The 16033-nt window shown below is 53.9% G+C and carries 12 protein-coding genes; 5 read left to right on the plus strand and 7 right to left on the minus strand.

Features of this window, described 5'->3' with window-relative positions; translation table 11 throughout:
• Nucleotides 1-94 precede the first annotated feature (94 nt).
• From BMY01_RS06380 to BMY01_RS06395, 4 genes are all read right to left on the minus strand, one after another.
• Nucleotides 95-913, minus strand: a complete 819-nt coding sequence (locus BMY01_RS06380) for a methane monooxygenase/ammonia monooxygenase subunit C (RefSeq protein WP_074745405.1) — start codon at nucleotides 911-913, stop codon at nucleotides 95-97.
• A 924-nt stretch (nucleotides 914-1837) separates the two neighbouring features.
• Nucleotides 1838-3352, minus strand: coding sequence for a ubiquinone biosynthesis regulatory protein kinase UbiB (ubiB, locus tag BMY01_RS06385; RefSeq protein WP_074745407.1), 1515 nt, complete (start codon nucleotides 3350-3352; stop codon nucleotides 1838-1840).
• A gap of 68 nt (nucleotides 3353-3420) precedes the next feature.
• A complete protein-coding gene (locus tag BMY01_RS06390; RefSeq protein ID WP_074745409.1) occupies nucleotides 3421-4002 on the minus strand; it encodes a ubiquinone biosynthesis accessory factor UbiJ in 582 nt (193 codons plus the stop codon).
• Nucleotides 4003-4013: 11 nt separating this feature from the next.
• Nucleotides 4014-4898 (minus strand): Tim44 domain-containing protein, encoded by an 885-nt coding sequence (locus BMY01_RS06395; protein WP_074745411.1) that lies wholly within the window; start codon nucleotides 4896-4898, stop codon nucleotides 4014-4016.
• Nucleotides 4899-5377: 479 nt separating this feature from the next.
• Between BMY01_RS06395 and BMY01_RS06400 the strand changes: the two genes are divergently transcribed.
• The 4 genes from BMY01_RS06400 (at nucleotide 5378) to BMY01_RS06415 (ending at nucleotide 10812) form a co-directional block, all read left to right on the plus strand.
• On the plus strand, nucleotides 5378-6262 hold the full coding sequence (locus BMY01_RS06400; RefSeq protein WP_074745413.1) for a universal stress protein: 885 nt from the start codon (nucleotides 5378-5380) through the stop codon (nucleotides 6260-6262).
• A 58-nt stretch (nucleotides 6263-6320) separates the two neighbouring features.
• Nucleotides 6321-7427: an acetate/propionate family kinase gene (locus tag BMY01_RS06405; RefSeq protein WP_074745415.1), complete on the plus strand. Its 1107-nt coding sequence runs from the start codon at nucleotides 6321-6323 to the stop codon at nucleotides 7425-7427.
• 63 nt (nucleotides 7428-7490) lie between these two features.
• The gene (locus BMY01_RS06410; protein ID WP_074745417.1) at nucleotides 7491-9932 is read left to right on the plus strand and encodes a phosphoketolase family protein; all 2442 of its coding nucleotides are present in this window, start codon (nucleotides 7491-7493) and stop codon (nucleotides 9930-9932) included.
• Between the two features lie 256 nt (nucleotides 9933-10188).
• Complete coding sequence (locus tag BMY01_RS06415) at nucleotides 10189-10812, plus strand: hypothetical protein (RefSeq protein ID WP_254772634.1); 624 nt, start codon at nucleotides 10189-10191, stop codon at nucleotides 10810-10812.
• Between the two features lie 332 nt (nucleotides 10813-11144).
• Here the strand turns inward: BMY01_RS06415 and BMY01_RS06420 are convergent, their stop codons facing one another.
• The 3 genes from BMY01_RS06420 to ppsR form a co-directional block, all read right to left on the minus strand.
• Nucleotides 11145-11561: a cupin domain-containing protein gene (locus tag BMY01_RS06420; RefSeq protein WP_074745419.1), complete on the minus strand. Its 417-nt coding sequence runs from the start codon at nucleotides 11559-11561 to the stop codon at nucleotides 11145-11147.
• A gap of 48 nt (nucleotides 11562-11609) precedes the next feature.
• The gene (locus BMY01_RS06425) at nucleotides 11610-12062 is read right to left on the minus strand and encodes a carboxymuconolactone decarboxylase family protein (RefSeq protein WP_074745421.1); all 453 of its coding nucleotides are present in this window, start codon (nucleotides 12060-12062) and stop codon (nucleotides 11610-11612) included.
• Nucleotides 12063-12582: 520 nt separating this feature from the next.
• Nucleotides 12583-13422, minus strand: a complete 840-nt coding sequence (gene ppsR / locus BMY01_RS06430; RefSeq protein WP_074745423.1) for a posphoenolpyruvate synthetase regulatory kinase/phosphorylase PpsR — start codon at nucleotides 13420-13422, stop codon at nucleotides 12583-12585.
• Between the two features lie 98 nt (nucleotides 13423-13520).
• Here ppsR and ppsA point away from each other — a divergent pair, with 98 nt between their 5' ends.
• On the plus strand, nucleotides 13521-15908 hold the full coding sequence (ppsA, locus tag BMY01_RS06435; protein WP_074745425.1) for a phosphoenolpyruvate synthase: 2388 nt from the start codon (nucleotides 13521-13523) through the stop codon (nucleotides 15906-15908).
• The last annotated feature ends 125 nt before the right edge of the window (nucleotides 15909-16033 follow it).

Below are 16033 nucleotides of genomic sequence, written 5' to 3' on the forward strand. Positions count from 1 at the left end.
CATCGATCCGCCTACAAAAAACCCCATCCCTATGGAAGCGGATGGGGTGTACCACGCTGGTTAGAATCTGGAGTTAAAACTTGATCCTTTACCTTTAGACAACGTTATCCAGGATCACCTGGCTTTGCTTGTTCCATTGCACATCCAGGAGGTTGGAGAAACGTGCAATGATTTGGACGGCGAGGCCCCCTTGGAACAGCCCGGCCCAGGCCAGTACCACGAAGCCCCAGTGCAGCGGTGCGCTGAAGAGTTCCTCCATGAACCAGAAGGCATGGCCCCATTCGTTCAGGCCGACGTTCGGGAGACTCATGATCGGACCGGCAATGACCATCACCAGCGGAAACGAGGTCGTCTTGTTGTAGAGTGGCAGACGCGTGCTGGCATAGATGTACATCGATACGCCCATGATGATGTACATCGGGAACGAGCCATAGAACAAAGGAATATGGCTGGGAGTGAAGCTCGTGTCACGAATGATCACCTGGTGCCAGGAAGCGTCCTGCTCGGTGAAGAAGCTCGATCCCCAGTAGACGCCGAACAGGTATACCCCCAGCCACATCAGGAAATAGAAGTACCGCTTGATTTCCTGCTTGATCGTCAGGCTGGCCAATTCCTCCTTGGTGCTGCGGGTCTTCCACAGCCAACCCCAGTATAAGGCGGCCATGGTGGGCCAGAGTATCATCTGGAAGCGCCATAGCCCCATCCAGATTTGCTCGAACTCCGGTTCCATGGAGTCCATCCCGTGGGAATAGGCGTAGGTGCGTTGGAACCAGACCCAGAAAACCGCCAGCCCCAGTATCGGCAGCAGACCCAGCTTGTAGAACTTGGAGTCATACCATTCCGACATGTCGTAGGCAGGACTGCTTGCCTTCACTGCCTTATCTACTACTCTATTTTCAACTGCAGTAGCCATCACCAGCTCCTTTTGCAAATAATCCAGAATCCCCGAAGGAATTTGGAGATCAAGAACAAAGATTCAGGGGAAGTGCAGGAGGAGTACTTCCCCTGGCGTCTCAGCGGATCAAAAGAGTGCTGCCGCAACATCCAGGGGGTTGAGGGAAGGCCCCCTTGGCAGCCTCAATGGATCAGAAGAGCGCTACCGCCAACAGTGGTACCGTCATGCCCGTAAAATATGAAAGGGCAAGGAGTTTTCCTACTTTCATCATCTTCCTCCTTATCAAAGCTTCGCCTTTACCGATACAGCGATTTGTTAAGAAGTTGTGATCTTTTTGTGAAGTTTTTGTTATATTACTGTGAAGACACTTCCTGGTCAACCCAATTCCCCTTCAAGGATTTCTCGCGAAGAATGGTCGACGAAAGGTCTCGGATGACGGCCCTGTACGAATCAACCCAGCGAATTAACCCAGTGGATCAACCCAGGATGTGAGTTTCCTTTGCAGAACGCCGGGGTGCGGAGGGTGTTGCGGAGATTGCGTGAGGAGCACCGGACGTGCCGGCCAAAGGGAATTCAAAGGGGAATTTAAAGATGCCGCCGCAAGCAGCGCTTGGATCATGGGCCATGACGGGCATGCCAGGTGAAGCGCTGCCTCAAGTAATGGGCGGCTGGCGTGGCCTATGACTTAACGGAAAACGAGGATAGGAAAGATTTTTTGCGCGCGCAAAAAATCTCATGAAGAGCGTGTGAAAGGAATCATAGCGGGATATGGAGATATGGATAGCGGAACTGATTGCACTCCAATGGACCGCTCAAGGGGAGGGCGACCTGCCAGTCTGGCCACCTTGCTCTATCGCGCCCTAACCCCTGGATTCCCGTACTGCGATTCTTCCATCTTCAACGAGGGGCGTTCATGCTCTCGGGAGTATGCAAAAACCGTCCTTATTTTCCCAGATGCCACAGTATCACTACGATCAGCAATACGATGAAGATGGTGAGTCGCCGGGTCTCACGTTTTTTCTCCAGGATAAACCGGTCCATCTTTTCTTCCAGAGCGCTGGTACGTATCTCCGTCAGGGCATGATGCATCAGGCGGGGAAACTGGGGCATGATTACCGCCCAGCTCGTGGCTTCCTTGCGCAGGCGGCGGCTGAGCCCTCTCCAGCCCAACTGCTCTGCCATCCAGTTTTCCAGGTATGGCTTGGCTGTCGTCCACAGGTCGAGATTGGGGTCGAGGTCCCGTCCCAGTCCTTCGATATTGAGCAGGGTTTTTTGCAGCATCACCAGTTGTGGCTGGATTTCGACATTGAACTGGCGCGATGTTTGAAACAGCCGCAGCAATACCCGGCCAAATGAAATCTCGCTCAAGGGTTTGTCGAAAATGGGCTCGCATACCGCCCGGATAGCGGTTTCGAAGTCGTTGACTCGCGTGTTTTTCGGCGCCCATCCCGCTTCCACGTGCGCTTCCGCCACACGTTTGTAGTCACGACGGAAGAAAGCAAGGAAATTCTGCGCGAGATAATTCTTGTCCTCGTCGGTAAGGGTTCCCATTATGCCGAAGTCGACAGCGATATATCGGCCGTCACTGCCGACAAAGATGTTTCCCGGGTGCATATCGGCATGGAAATAGCCGTCGCGGAACACCTGGGTAAAAAAGATTTCCACCCCGACGCGGGCAAGTCGCGGAATATCCACGCCCTGCTCCCGCAAGGCTGCGACATGACTGATGGGCGTGCCTTTGACGCGCTGCATCACCATGACGCTCGAATAGCAGTAATCCCAGTAGACTTCCGGTACAAGAAGCAGGGGAGAGTCCAGGAAATTGCGCCGCAACTGGCTGCAATTGGACGCTTCGCGCATGAGATCCAGTTCGTCATCGAGATGACGGGCGAATTCAGTCACGACTTCCCTTACCTTGAGCCGCTTGGCATCCGGCCAGACTATTTCGAGCAAAAGAGCGCCTGTGTCCATCAGCGCGATATCATGGGCGATCACAGGCGCGATACCGGGACGCAGCACCTTGACTGCGACTTCCGTACCATCATGCAGCACTGCCAGATGAACTTGGGCAATGGACGCGCTTGCTACCGGCTCCGCATCGAACAGCAGAAAAACTTCGTTGACGGGTTTTCCGTAAACCTCTTCAAGTGTCTTGAGGGCAATGCTGGAGGGAAATGGTGGAACCTGGTCCTGTAGTTTCGCCAGTTCGTCGGCGATATCGGGCGGCAGAAGATCCCGCCGGGTAGAGAGCATCTGGCCGAACTTAACGAAGATGGGACCCAAGGCTTCCAGGGCGAGGCGGAGACGTTCGCCCCGCGCACGATCCAGTTTACGCCAGAACGTTGCCGCTCTGACGACAGGTCGCAGCAGACGCAGACGCTCGTGGCTCAGGAAGAATTCGTCGAGGCCGAAGCGGAATGAGACGGCGAGTATTTTGAGAAGACGGAAGAAACGCATTTATTCTATTCTGCTACCCCGATTCGCTCAGGGATTTGCCCAGATGTTCCTTGATCTTCTCAGTTCACTTATAAGGACTTGTTTATGAGGCTTTCCACACGAAGTTCCAGTCTTGACACCTGGTCCTGCAATCCGCTCACTTCATTGGCAAATGTGCGCATGTCGCTGGGCTTGGCAAGTACCGGCTGCTCTTCGGTGAGGTACTCTGTCAACGCCTGAGACAAATTATGAAGGGTTTCGTTATGCCAGTGGACCAAGCTTTCCCCCGCCCGGACCACCCGGTGAGCGAGGATGTCCCCCATCACGTCGCTTAAATCCTGCTCCACGTCCCAGCGCAGATTTTGCCCGATCTCGAGGATTTCCTGGCCGAACATGCTATCCCCGGAAATCCGGATTTCACGGTATGCGGCTTCATCGCGAACGAGCAGGCGCGGCAGCAACGCCGGCATGATGGTCAGGATGGCGTCGTTGCCAGCGACGGTGGATGCTGCCGCCACCTCGCCGGTAGGCTGGATGATGACGGCAAGATCAAAAAAAGGTGGGACGCGAAAACGGGCAGTCTTCCCGGCGCACGGCTGCAGCCGTTTGCGCGCCCAGCTTTCTCCACGCAGCACATGGTTGAGCGGAGCTATCGCCACCGATGCCAGCATGGAATCCGTCTCTAGGAGACTTGTTGAATTCCAGAGAGCAGCCAGACGGCATCAGGATCTTTGAGATCCTTCTGCACATGCCAGATTTCATCGAACGCTTCCGGCGCTGACTGGGGCGATTCGCGCAACTGACCATTGAAGCGGACACTGGCAATTGCCATGTCTTTTTCCGTGATCACTTCGAGCAGCTGCGCATTGATCGCCAGCACGTCGGTCCGCTGGGGCTCGTTACCGCGCTCGTTGATCTGCATGCTGATCTCCGCATACATCTCGGGGGTAGTATATTCCCGGATATCGTTCAGGTCGCGCGCATCATTTGCTGCCTGCAAGCGTATGAATGAAGTCTTTGCATTACGCAGGAAAGGTTCCACCTGAAAATCAGCGGGAATATTGGCTGTGCCGGAAATCGGTGCCACCGCGCTTGCTCTCGGGGTTGCCTCCGGTCCGGAGCCCGTTGCGGCTGTTGCTCCGGGTGTGACGCCGTGATCGGTTGAGGTTCCCTGCATGCCCGAATACTGCATTGGGCGAGCCGAGTGTTCCTGCCTTGGTTTACGCAGCATGCGCATGACAAAAAAGACCCCGCCGATCAACGCTGCCAGCATCAGCACGTCCATCATATTGATTCCTTCAAATGCGCCGCCCATGAAAAGCGCGGCCAGCAATCCTCCCGCAGCTAAACCGGCCAGCGGTCCCAACCACTTATTGCCGCCTGGGCGCGCGGCTGCTCCCGGCGCGGCGTTGGGTGTTTGTCCGGGCTGGGGGGCTGCCTGTTGGCTCATGGATTCCCGTTGCTTGCCGATACTTTGACCGCCACCGAAGCGTTTCGCCTCGGCATCGAAGGCCGCCAATCCTAAGCTGAAAACGGCCAGGGTCAACAGAGTCAATATTTTCTTCATGAAGGTCTCCCGGGATACGGTTAAAGTAAGGAGTATAGCACCATCAATTCAAGGAAATGTCGCCTAAAATCAGAATCGCTCACGTCTTTGAGGAATCCTTTCAGGGATAAACGATTGATGGAGGAAAAACGGATAAGTTCAGGGAGGGATTGCCACGGCAGTCCGGCAGCAAGGGGTGCAAAACATCTGTCATATGAGGGTTGACGTACAGACGCCGCCGAAGATCGTGTCTCTAATCGCCAGTTTGATGCTGGGATGCGGTATCGTGATTTTCCGCAGCGCTGCTGGCAGCAGTATAAGGAACGGGGTAAAGGGTCCTTGCTGACAAGGCCGAAGGAGCGAAGGACTGAAGGATCGTAGGGAACCGGAAAATCATTCGGTTTATCCCCGTTCCGGCTATCGCAACATCTTTCGACCGAATATCTTTTAGCCAGATTTCAAGTGACCGTGTTCGATAAATGCTATTGCGAGGAACATACGTGGAGAAAATTCAACGCATACTCATCGCCACCGATTTCTCCCCACGGGGCGAGCGAGCCGTGCAGCGCGCCGCGCTACTGGCGTCAGAGCATGCAGCCGAGCTGTATCTGTTGCATGTCCTTCCCACGTTGCCGCTCGAAGTATTCAAGCATCTGATAGCAGAAACGCCGCTGGAAACAGAACAGAGGCTCTACAACCGGGCAAAGATAGCACTGCAGGGCAGGGCGGAAATGTTGGCGTCGAAAGGCATACGGGTAAAGCATCACGTTGCCATCGGCAGGGCGCACCTCGAAATTAACCGCTGTGCCCAGTCCCATCATGCCGATCTCATTGTGATCGGAGACCAGGGGGAAAGCTTCGCGCGCGAATTCTTTTTAGGGACGACCGCATCGAAAACGCTCCGCACGGGTCATCATCCCTTGCTTATCGTCAAGCAGGAGTCAAGGGATAAGTACAAACACGTGCTGGTACCTGTCGATTTTTCGAAAAACTCCCTGAATGCGCTGGAGATGGCATTGAAAGTTATGATGGATGCATCCATTCACGTCTTGCATGTGGTGGAAATGCCGCTCGGGCAGAAAATGAAGCAGGCGGGGTACGATGCAGATCGGGTCGACCACTACCGCGAGGAAATGTTGACTCATGCCCGCGAAGGCATGGAGAAAATAGTCAGCGATTACGTACACGGCGGCAGGCGCGTTGCATCCATTATCGAATACGGCCGTGCGCCGGATACGATCCGCGAGAAAACGCAGGCTCTCGATATCGATCTCATTGTGATAGGCAAGCGCGGTCAGACAGAACTGGATGAGGCGTTGTTCGGATCAGTCACAAAGCATATTCTTTATGAAACGCCCTGCGATGTGCTCGTAGTCAACCCGTAATATGATTCTGTAATTCTCAAACGCTGACGGAGCACCGGCAGCAGCCTTAGTCTTTGCCATGAAAATTTTGACGGTCAATACGGGCAGCTCATCGGTTCGTCTGGCAGCATTTGTTCACCATGAGGAAAAACTGACGGAGCTTGTGAGTGTCAGGGAAAATTCCGGCGGTGAACCGGAAGATACTCTCCAGGAATTCGTGCAGGCCCACGAACTTGCCAAGGTGAACGTCGTGGCGCACCGCGTCGTGCATGGAGGCATGCGTCTTACTTCCCCTTGCCTGATCGATCGCGATGTGGAGAGGGAAATCGAACATCTCGCGCCGCTTGCGCCCTTGCACAACCCCGTCGCATTGAAGTGGATACGTGCCGCCGGCGAAGTATTCGGTATTCATATGCCGCAAGTTGCAGTATTCGATACCGCATTTTTTACCCATCTGCCGACAGTTGCGCAAACTTACGCAATTCCGCATGAGCTGACCGGAAAGTATGCATTGCGGCGGTACGGTTTTCACGGACTGGCCCATCAGGCCATGTGGCAGGCCTGGCACGATCAACATCCGGACTTTCTGCAAAATGGAAAAATCATTTCGATGCAGCTCGGAGCAGGTTGTTCGATCACGGCGACAGATAAGGGATTGCCTCGCGACACTTCCATGGGATTCTCGCCTCTGGAGGGACTCATGATGGCGACGCGCTCGGGCGACCTGGATCCGGGCCTGGTGACGTTTTTGCAGCGACAGGAGAGCTTGGCGCCGGAGGAGATGGATCGGCTGCTGAATGAGCAGTCCGGCTTATCGGGAGTATCAGGAATCAGCGCCGATATCCGGGAACTGCTGAAATCGAAAGACGGATACGCTGACCTGGCTATCGAGCTGTACTGTTACCGGGCGCGTAAATATCTGGGTGCTTATCTTGCTGTGCTGGGCGGGACAAACGCAGTGGTTTTTGGCGGAGGAGTAGGGGAGAACGTTCCAGTCGTGCGGGAAAAGATTCTGGCAGGAATGGAATGGTGCGGAATCCATCTCGATGCGAAAAAGAACAGCGATGCGAGCGGGATGTCATGCATCAGTAGCGAAGCAAGCCGGGTCGAGGTGTGGGTGGCTCCCGTGAATGAGGCGACAATCCTCGCCCAGGAAGCAGAGGCAGTCATTTCCAGCCGCCTCTAGCCTTTGCGTCAGTGCCGGGATTCTTCGGCAGTAACCAGTGTCCGGAAAAAAGGAGGATTCAATATGAACCGCGCTTCGCCTGCAGCGAAAACCGAAAGCAATCCGCTATCCACGGACGAACTGCGCAAGATCGATGCATACTGGCGGGCCGCCAATTATCTCTCGGTAGGGCAAATCTATCTGCTGGACAACCCCTTGCTCAAGGAGCCACTTACCCTCGCGCACATCAAGCCGCGCCTGCTGGGTCATTGGGGCACATGTCCCGGTCTCAGTTTTATTTACGCGCATCTGAACCGCATCATAAAAAAATTTGATCTGGATATGTTCTATGTATGCGGACCCGGGCACGGTGGACCGGCAATGGTTGCCAACACGTGGCTGGAGGGCAGTTACAGCGAGTTTTATCCTCGTATCTCCAGGGATGCAACAGGCATGAAGAGACTGTTTCGGCAGTTTTCCTTTCCCGGAGGGATTCCAAGTCATGTTGCCCCGGAAACACCGGGGTCGATAAACGAAGGCGGGGAACTGGGTTACTCGCTTTCGCATGCTTTTGGAGCGGCCTTTGACAATCCGGATCTGATCGTGGCTTGTGTGGTGGGTGATGGGGAAGCTGAAACCGGACCGCTTGCCGCCTCCTGGCACTCGAACAAATTTCTCAATCCGGTTCGTGATGGAGCGGTGCTGCCTATTCTGCATCTCAACGGCTACAAGATCGCAAATCCGACGATACTCGCACGCATCAGCCATGAGGAACTGGAAAGCCTGTTTGCGGGTTATGGCTACCAGCCCTATTTCGTCGAGGGGTCGGACCCCGAGCCCATGCATCAGTCGATGGCTGCGGTGCTGGATACCGCGATCGAAAGTATACGGAGAATACAGCGTGAGGCGCGCAGCCGCAGAGTGAATTCAGGGGAGAGGCGGGAAGCCATGACCTATCCCCGCTGGCCGCTGATTATCCTGCGCAGCCCTAAAGGATGGACCGGACCGGAAGAAGTGGATGGGAAAAAGCTGGAAGACTACTGGTGTTCCCACCAGGTACCCCTTGCGGAACTCGGTTCCAAGCCGGATCACCTGAAGCAGCTGGAAGACTGGATGAGGAGCTACAAACCCGAAGAGTTATTCGATGAGAACGGTTGTCTCATGCCGGAACTGGCGGCGCTTGCGCCCCAAGGGGACCGGCGCATGGGCGCCAATCTCCATGCCAATGGCGGTCTGCTTCTGAAAGAGCTGGAAATGCCCGATTTTCGCAGCTATGCCGTTGACGTACCCGTACCGGGGACAGAAGTGCGCGAAGCTACACGGGAAACGGGTAAGTTTCTTCGCGATGTCATGAAACTCAATCTGGATAGCTGCAACTTTCGGGTAATGGGACCGGATGAGACCAGCTCGAACCGGCTTGACGCCCTCTTCGATGTAACAGCTCGAGCCTGGGTTGCCCAGCAGCTGCCCGAGGATGATCGCCTCTCTCCCGACGGGCGAGTGATGGAGATATTGTCCGAACACATATGCCAGGGCTGGCTGGAAGGTTATTTGCTTACCGGACGTCACGGGCTTTTTTCCTGCTATGAGGCCTTCATCCACATCGTTGATTCCATGTTCAACCAGCATGCCAAATGGCTCAAGGTCAGCAAGGAAATCCCCTGGCGGCGCCCCATCGCCTCCCTCAATTATCTGTTGACATCGCATGTGTGGCGCCAGGACCATAACGGCTTTTCCCATCAGGACCCCGGTTTTATCGACCTTGTCGTCAACAAGAAGGCAAGTATCATTCGTGTTTATCTTCCCCCGGATGCGAATACCCTTCTTTATATTACCGACAAGTGCCTTCGTTCCCGAAATTTCATCAACGTCATCGTCGCGGGAAAACAGCCCGCACTCCAGTGGCTGGATATGGATGCGGCCATCAGACATGGCAGCGCTGGTATCGGTATATGGGGGTGGGCGAGCAATGATCAGGAGGGCGACCCGGATGTGGTCATGGCTTGCGCGGGCGACATTCCCACCCTGGAGACGCTGGCTGCCGTGGACCTGCTGCGGCGCCATGTCCCGGAGTTGAAGATTCGTGTTGTCAATATCGTCGACCTGATGACCTTGCAACCTCAATCGGAACATCCGGACGGGCTTTCAGACTGGGACTTCGATACGCTGTTCACAACCAATAAGCCCATCATTTTCGCTTATCACGGCTACCCCTGGCTGATCCATCGCCTGACTTACCGTCGCACCAATCATCCTAACCTGCATGTGCGCGGTTACAAGGAAGAAGGCACCACGACTACGCCTTTCGATATGACAGTACTTAACGATCTGGACCGGTTTCATCTGGTAATGGATGTGGCGGACCGTGTACCCAAGCTGAGCTCCAAGGGCGCCTACCTCAAGCAACTGATGCGCGACAAGCTGATCGACCATAAACGCTATATCCGGCAATACGGCGAGGACATGCCGGAGATACGGGATTGGCATTGGCCTTCACCCGGTTCGTCGCCGTTGTTGCCTGTCTAGTAAAATCGCGGTTTTCCTGCTAAAAATGTTTTTATCACCGCGCATGCTATATTGAAATATATCTCCAGTAACTCCAGTATTCTCCATGGGGCGCCCGTTCAAGGGTGGGATCGCTCCTCGCAGGAAGAGGGTACATTCACATGAGAAACTCTTTCCGGACCGCTCTGCATCTTACGCAATTCATATCGATATTGATTGGAATCGTATATCGTTCATTATTCCAAATATCCAACCACCGGATCGGATAGGAGCATTGATGATACTCCTCATCAATTTCATTGCGTTGTACGCATCGTTTTCACTCAATCACATGCTTGCCATTTACTGGGGGGCGGTGCTGCCTGTGTTATATGCCCTAGTCATTGCTCCGCACGCGGTGATCGGCAGATCGGATATCCCTCCATTGACGATAACGAAAGTTCTCGCGGTGAAGTGGAACAATGCGGAGGAATTAACCGCTTACATTGTGAAATACTGGATGGCTTTGGCATATCCGACCACTTCGTGGAAAAAGCAGCGCAACAGCATCGTTTTGTCCCTGACATCGTTCTTCCTGGGCGTGGTTTATATTCTCAAGGAATTGCTCGTCGCAGGGGTGGTGATGTTCGTAGTCGGTTATGTCCTGTATCAGATGAGCGTCCGGGTGGACAGACCGCGAGCGGTGTTGGGTAATTCTGACTTCAGGGACGGCACTGACAATGAATTTGCCAGGAAAGAATGGGAGCTGGCTGCAATGTCCATCATCGCGTTTTCGGAGCTCTATCCAGACGACAAGGCATTCAAGAAGGCGGCTGATGAGGTGCTGGAAGATAACGACGTGAAATCGATGCTGACAAAATATCGCTATGATTACGGCGCAAGCTGGTTGAATGTTGCATGATTTTCTTCCGGGATATCCTGAGGCGAGGCTACGTGCGGGAATGGTGCGAAGCCGCGACAGACCGGATCGACGATTTTACGTGTGCCTTGTCGTCACTTCTGCCGCGAGGATGAGGTTAAGCCACCAATGGCGCTCGCCAGTAAGGGAAAGGCTCGATAAATTCGAATGCTGCCATACCCGATGTGAGCGGCGCATTTACCGATGGCGACAGGATTGCCAGTGTGTTTGAGTCATAAAAGTCTGTTAGCAGCAAGGAAATCGCTATAGCCGCTGACTTGCCTTAGCGGCAAAATACGGACTGCTCTATCGAATGCGCAATCCTTTTTGTCTCATTATTTGTCGTTCGTGACGAGATTTTTTTCGTTGGTATCGACGACAAAAACGGCCAGCAGGCGTGCAGGCTGAGTCTTGCTGTTATTTGCGCTGACGGCATGATGGTCACCCGGTAGTTCGGCGAAGTTCTCGCCGGCGCGGTAAACCTTTTCTGGACCGTCATTGACTTTGCTACGAATTTCTCCCTCCAGAACCGTTGCATAGATGAAAGCCGACTTTGGATGGGTATGGGCGGGCGACGAGCCTGCCGGTCCGTATTCGACAAGCACGCCTTTCATGCTTTTGCCAGGCACGTTCGGAAGGGCATGATCAAAGACCAGGGTTACCTTGGATTTATCAGCAGGCAGGTTATCGGCTGAAGCCGCACTTATGGAGAGAGCTGCGAAGGCAATGCCGCAGAGAAATCTGGTAAACATTATGTCTCCTTTCGTTGATGGAAATGAGCGGAGAATTGTTGGCCATGCTCATGCCTTCACAGGATAACGGCTGGAAATGGCAATGCGATTCCAAGCATTGATGACTACCGAAAGCCACTCGACAGCCGATATTTCATCTTTTGACAGATGGGCTGCTGCTTGCTCATAGATAGCATCTGGCACTTGCCCCTCGGAGATCAATGTGATTGCTTCTACCAGTGCCAACGATGAACGTTCCTTTTCAGTGAAATACCCGGTTTCTCGCCAGGCAGGCAGGACACTTATGCGATCACTCGACTCGCCACTGGATAGGGCGTCATGAGTATGCATCCTGATACAGAATGCGCATTGGTTGAGTTGGGATGCACGAAGGCGCAACAGATGTGCAAAGCCAGCGGGGATGCTTGCGGAAGCAATGGCCTCCGCTGCCAGCTTCTCAAGGCCCATGACGGCTTGGTAAAGGGCTGGAGCGGATTTGCCAAGATTGATTCTTTCTGACATGAAATTTCCTCCCCTGTATGTACCCGCCAGCGAATAAGCTACTGGCCGGGTTGATCCATAGTGATGGGGTTCGGCGTAACGAACCTTTAGGATCGACAAACGTCGAGTTGTCCTTGAAAAGCGCGTCCCTCTGAGAAGCGCGCGTCCCCTCGTGAAGCGTGTCCTTGTGAAGCGAGACAAATTCCCGGTGCTCATCCCTGCCGGGCCCGCTCTCTATGGCGTCCGCTTGATTATCTCCTGTAAAAGTTTGATAGCGGATCGTCTAATGGCATGGCATTCCGTATTTCATTTCAATTTATAGATGAGGATAAAGAAAAAGCAAATTAGAGGCGGCTAAATTTTTATTCCTGCATTTACCTTGATAACGTACGTATTTATCAATTGTAAGTGTCTCTCATGAATTCCCTCATTTTTATTCCCAAAAATTCCCAAAATCCGGCCTTTCGGGTTTCATACCATAGGGGTAAATTACTGGAAATGTGTGCCTGTGCTGCCGGATTCTCTCTTACGGCTTCTCCGGTTAATAAATCTTCCGTTCGAGTTTTGCTTCGTGCAATACCGCGGTCGCTAATTCTTCGATGGATTTGCTGGTTGCGTCGAGATAGGGGATGCCTGCGCGGCGCATCAGCTTTTCCGCACTTTGCACTTCATACTTGCAGTTCTTGAGGGAAGCGTACACGCTCTCTGGCTTGCGTTCGCTGCGTATCTCATGGAGCCGCTCTGGGTGAATGGTAAAGCCGAACAGCTTGCTTCGCATATTCCTGATCTGGGCAGGAAGTTCTCCGCGCTGGAAATCCTCGGGAATAAGCGGGTAGTTTGCCGCGTAAACTCCATATTGCAAGGCAAGATAGAGACAAGTGGGTGTTTTGCCCGTACGGGAAACGCCCACCAGGGTAACATCGGCCCGGTTCCAGTCTTTTTGCGACAAGCCATCGTCGTGCTCCAGAGCGTAATTTATTGCGTTGATGCGCTTCCGGTACCCGATTGGATCGGAAACACGGTGAGAACGCCCCATGTTTTCCGACGAACGCGCACCCAGCTCGGCTTCCAGTGGAGCAATAAAAATGCTGAAGCAATCGAGATGCAGAGCGTCGGCAGAATTGATAACAAGCCTGATTTCGGGATTCACCAACGTACTGAACACCAGCGGACGCGCGCCGTCCGCGTTGCACCGCTCATTGATCGTTCGGACGGCCGAAGTGGCTTTTGCCCTGCTGTCAATGTAGGGTAGAGTGATCTTATCTAGGAGAATATTTTCGAATTGACTAAGCAGGCTATGCCCCAGCATTTCCACCGTAATCCCGGTACGGTCTGAAAGAAAGAAGGCAGTTCGATGAATTGGTTTGGTAGTGATTGGCATGGTTATGCGAAACTATGGGTGATTTTCGGGGTGGAAATCCCGCCTGAAAATGTAGCACAGTTCTTCTTTAACCAGCATTTGCGCAATCAGGAGTCAAAATGAACGAGTCGCCCTATATAGCCTGGTTTGACACGCTGCGCATGGCGGATGTGAGTCGTGTCGGCGGCAAGAACGCTTCCCTTGGCGAGATGATCAGCCAATTGACCGGAATGGGAGTTCGGGTTCCCGGCGGTTTCGCAACCACTGCGGAGGCCTATCGCGATTTCCTGACTCAGGATGGGCTCGCACAGCGTATCGAGCAGACCCTTGCTGAACTTGACATAGAAGATGTTCAGGCGCTGGCGGTGGCCGGCGCAAAAATTCGCTCCTGGATAGTGCAAGCATCGTTCCCATCTCGTCTGGAAAATGAAATTTCTGTTGCTTACGAGAAAATGTTGCGCGAGGCGGAAAGGGAAATTTCGGTAGCGGTGCGTTCTTCGGCCACTGCCGAGGATCTGGTGGATGCCTCGTTTGCCGGACAGCAGGAGACTTATCTCAATGTCCAGGGATTGGATAATCTCCTGAAAGCGGTCAAGGATGTCTTTGCTTCCCTCTACAACGACCGGGCTATCTCTTATCGGGTGCATAAAGGGTTCATTCATTCCGAAGTTGCGCTTTCGGTCGGAATACAGCGGATGGTGCGCAGCGATATCGGTGCCGCGGGAGTGATTTTTACACTGGATACCGAATCCGGTTTTGACAAGGTGGTTTTCATCACCGCCTCTTACGGCCTGGGCGAAACCGTCGTGCAGGGCGCGGTCAATCCCGATGAGTTCTACGTCTACAAACCGGCATTGACGCAGGGAAGACCGGCCATTCTGCGGCGTAACCTTGGCTCTAAACTCATCAAGATGGGGTTTGCTGGAGGCCGCGGCGCTGGGCGCGCAGTCGAAACAGTGGATGTGGAAGAGGAGGAGCGCAAACAGTTTTCCATTACTGACGCAGATGTGGAAGAGCTGGCGCGTCACGCTCTCGTCATCGAGGGGCATTACCAGAGGCCGATGGATATAGAGTGGGGCAAGGATGGGGTGGACGGAAGACTCTATATTCTGCAAGCCCGGCCGGAGACAGTGCAGGCGCGCGCCGGGATGGACACATTGCGCCGCTATCGCCTGAAGAGTAAATCCGAGATACTCGTGTCAGGGCGCGCCATTGGCCAGAAAATAGGAAGCGGCCCCGTTCGCCTGGTTCCGGACGCGCGGGAAATGTCGAGGATATGCGAGGGTGACGTGCTGGTAACCGATATGACCGATCCTGACTGGGAGCCGGTAATGAAACGGGCCTCCGCCATCGTCACCAATCGCGGAGGGCGAACCTGCCATGCGGCAATTGTTGCGCGTGAGCTGGGAATTCCCGCTGTGGTTGGCTGCGGCAACGCCACCGACTTGCTGAGGGAGAATGAGATCGTCACCGTATCCTGCACCGAAGGGGATACCGGCAATATTTACCAGGGGAAGCTGGAAGTCGAGGTAAGCGACCTCGCGCTCGAAAGCATGCCGAAAGCCCCGGTCAAGATCAGCATGAATGTTGGCAACCCCGAGCTCGCCTTCGGGTTTCAACGCATTCCCAATGATGGGGTAGGATTGGCGCGGCTTGAGTTCATCATTGCGCGCATGATTGGCGTGCATCCGAAAGCAGTGCTGCAATTTGCCAAGCTTCCGCAAGACCTGAAGCAGCAGGTCGAGACCCAAATCAGCGGTTACGCCGACCCTGTCAGTTTTTATGTGGAAAAGCTTACAGAGGGGATCGCCACTCTGGGCGCAGCCTTTTTTCCAAAACCTGTAATCGTGCGGATGTCCGATTTTAAATCCAACGAATACTCCAGCCTCATCGGCGGTCATGACTATGAACCGAGGGAGGAAAACCCGATGCTCGGCTTTCGCGGTGCTTCACGCTACGTGGCGGATGAATTCCGGGATTGCTTCGAGCTGGAATGCCTGGCGCTGAAGAAAGCACGCGACGAAATGGGGCTGACCAACCTGGAAATCATGATTCCGTTTGTGCGGACACTGACCGAGGCCCGACGTGTGGTGGAACTGCTATCGGAAAACGGCTTGAAGCGCGGTGAGAATGGGCTGCGCCTAATCATGATGTGCGAGATTCCATCCAACGCATTGCTGGCAGACCAGTTTCTGGAATATTTTGACGGTTTCTCGATCGGGTCCAACGATCTTACCCAGCTCACCCTCGGGCTGGACCGTGACTCCAGCCTCGTTGCGGAAGCCTTCGACGAACGCGATCCGGCGGTAAAAACGCTTCTGAGCATGGCCATCCAGGCATGCCGTAAAACTGGTAAATATATCGGAATCTGTGGACAGGGGCCTTCCGATCACCCTGACCTCGCACGGTGGCTGATGGAAGAGGGTATTGAAAGCCTGTCGCTTAATCCCGATACCGTCATGGATACCTGGTTATATCTGGCAGAGGAGGCAAAAAAACAGCTATAGTCAAAGAATCCCGTCGAGCTCGACAAGTTTGTCGATCATTTGTCGGCGGGCGACTTTCATTGTCATAGATTCGACACATCGTTATGAGAACATTGATGTCGGTGTTAGCATTTACCCCTTATGTA

This window comes from Nitrosospira multiformis, from assembly GCF_900110185.1.
Taxonomy (GTDB): Bacteria; Pseudomonadota; Gammaproteobacteria; order Burkholderiales; family Nitrosomonadaceae; genus Nitrosospira; species Nitrosospira multiformis_A.

Bases quoted from the DNA above. Each gene is read 5' to 3' on its own strand.
- BMY01_RS06380 (WP_074745405.1), bottom strand. From the start codon at position 913: ATGGCTACTGCAGTTGAAAATAGAGTAGTAGATAAGGCAGTGAAGGCA.
- BMY01_RS06415 (WP_254772634.1), top strand. From the start codon at position 10,189: ATGATACTCCTCATCAATTTCATTGCGTTGTACGCATCGTTTTCACTC.
- BMY01_RS06420 (WP_074745419.1), bottom strand. From the start codon at position 11,561: ATGTTTACCAGATTTCTCTGCGGCATTGCCTTCGCAGCTCTCTCCATA.
- ubiB (WP_074745407.1), bottom strand. From the start codon at position 3,352: ATGCGTTTCTTCCGTCTTCTCAAAATACTCGCCGTCTCATTCCGCTTC.
- ppsR (WP_074745423.1), bottom strand. From the start codon at position 13,422: ATGCCAATCACTACCAAACCAATTCATCGAACTGCCTTCTTTCTTTCA.
- BMY01_RS06395 (WP_074745411.1), bottom strand. From the start codon at position 4,898: ATGAAGAAAATATTGACTCTGTTGACCCTGGCCGTTTTCAGCTTAGGA.
- BMY01_RS06410 (WP_074745417.1), top strand. From the start codon at position 7,491: ATGAACCGCGCTTCGCCTGCAGCGAAAACCGAAAGCAATCCGCTATCC.
- BMY01_RS06405 (WP_074745415.1), top strand. From the start codon at position 6,321: ATGAAAATTTTGACGGTCAATACGGGCAGCTCATCGGTTCGTCTGGCA.
- BMY01_RS06390 (WP_074745409.1), bottom strand. From the start codon at position 4,002: ATGCTGGCATCGGTGGCGATAGCTCCGCTCAACCATGTGCTGCGTGGA.
- ppsA (WP_074745425.1), top strand. From the start codon at position 13,521: ATGAACGAGTCGCCCTATATAGCCTGGTTTGACACGCTGCGCATGGCG.
- BMY01_RS06425 (WP_074745421.1), bottom strand. From the start codon at position 12,062: ATGTCAGAAAGAATCAATCTTGGCAAATCCGCTCCAGCCCTTTACCAA.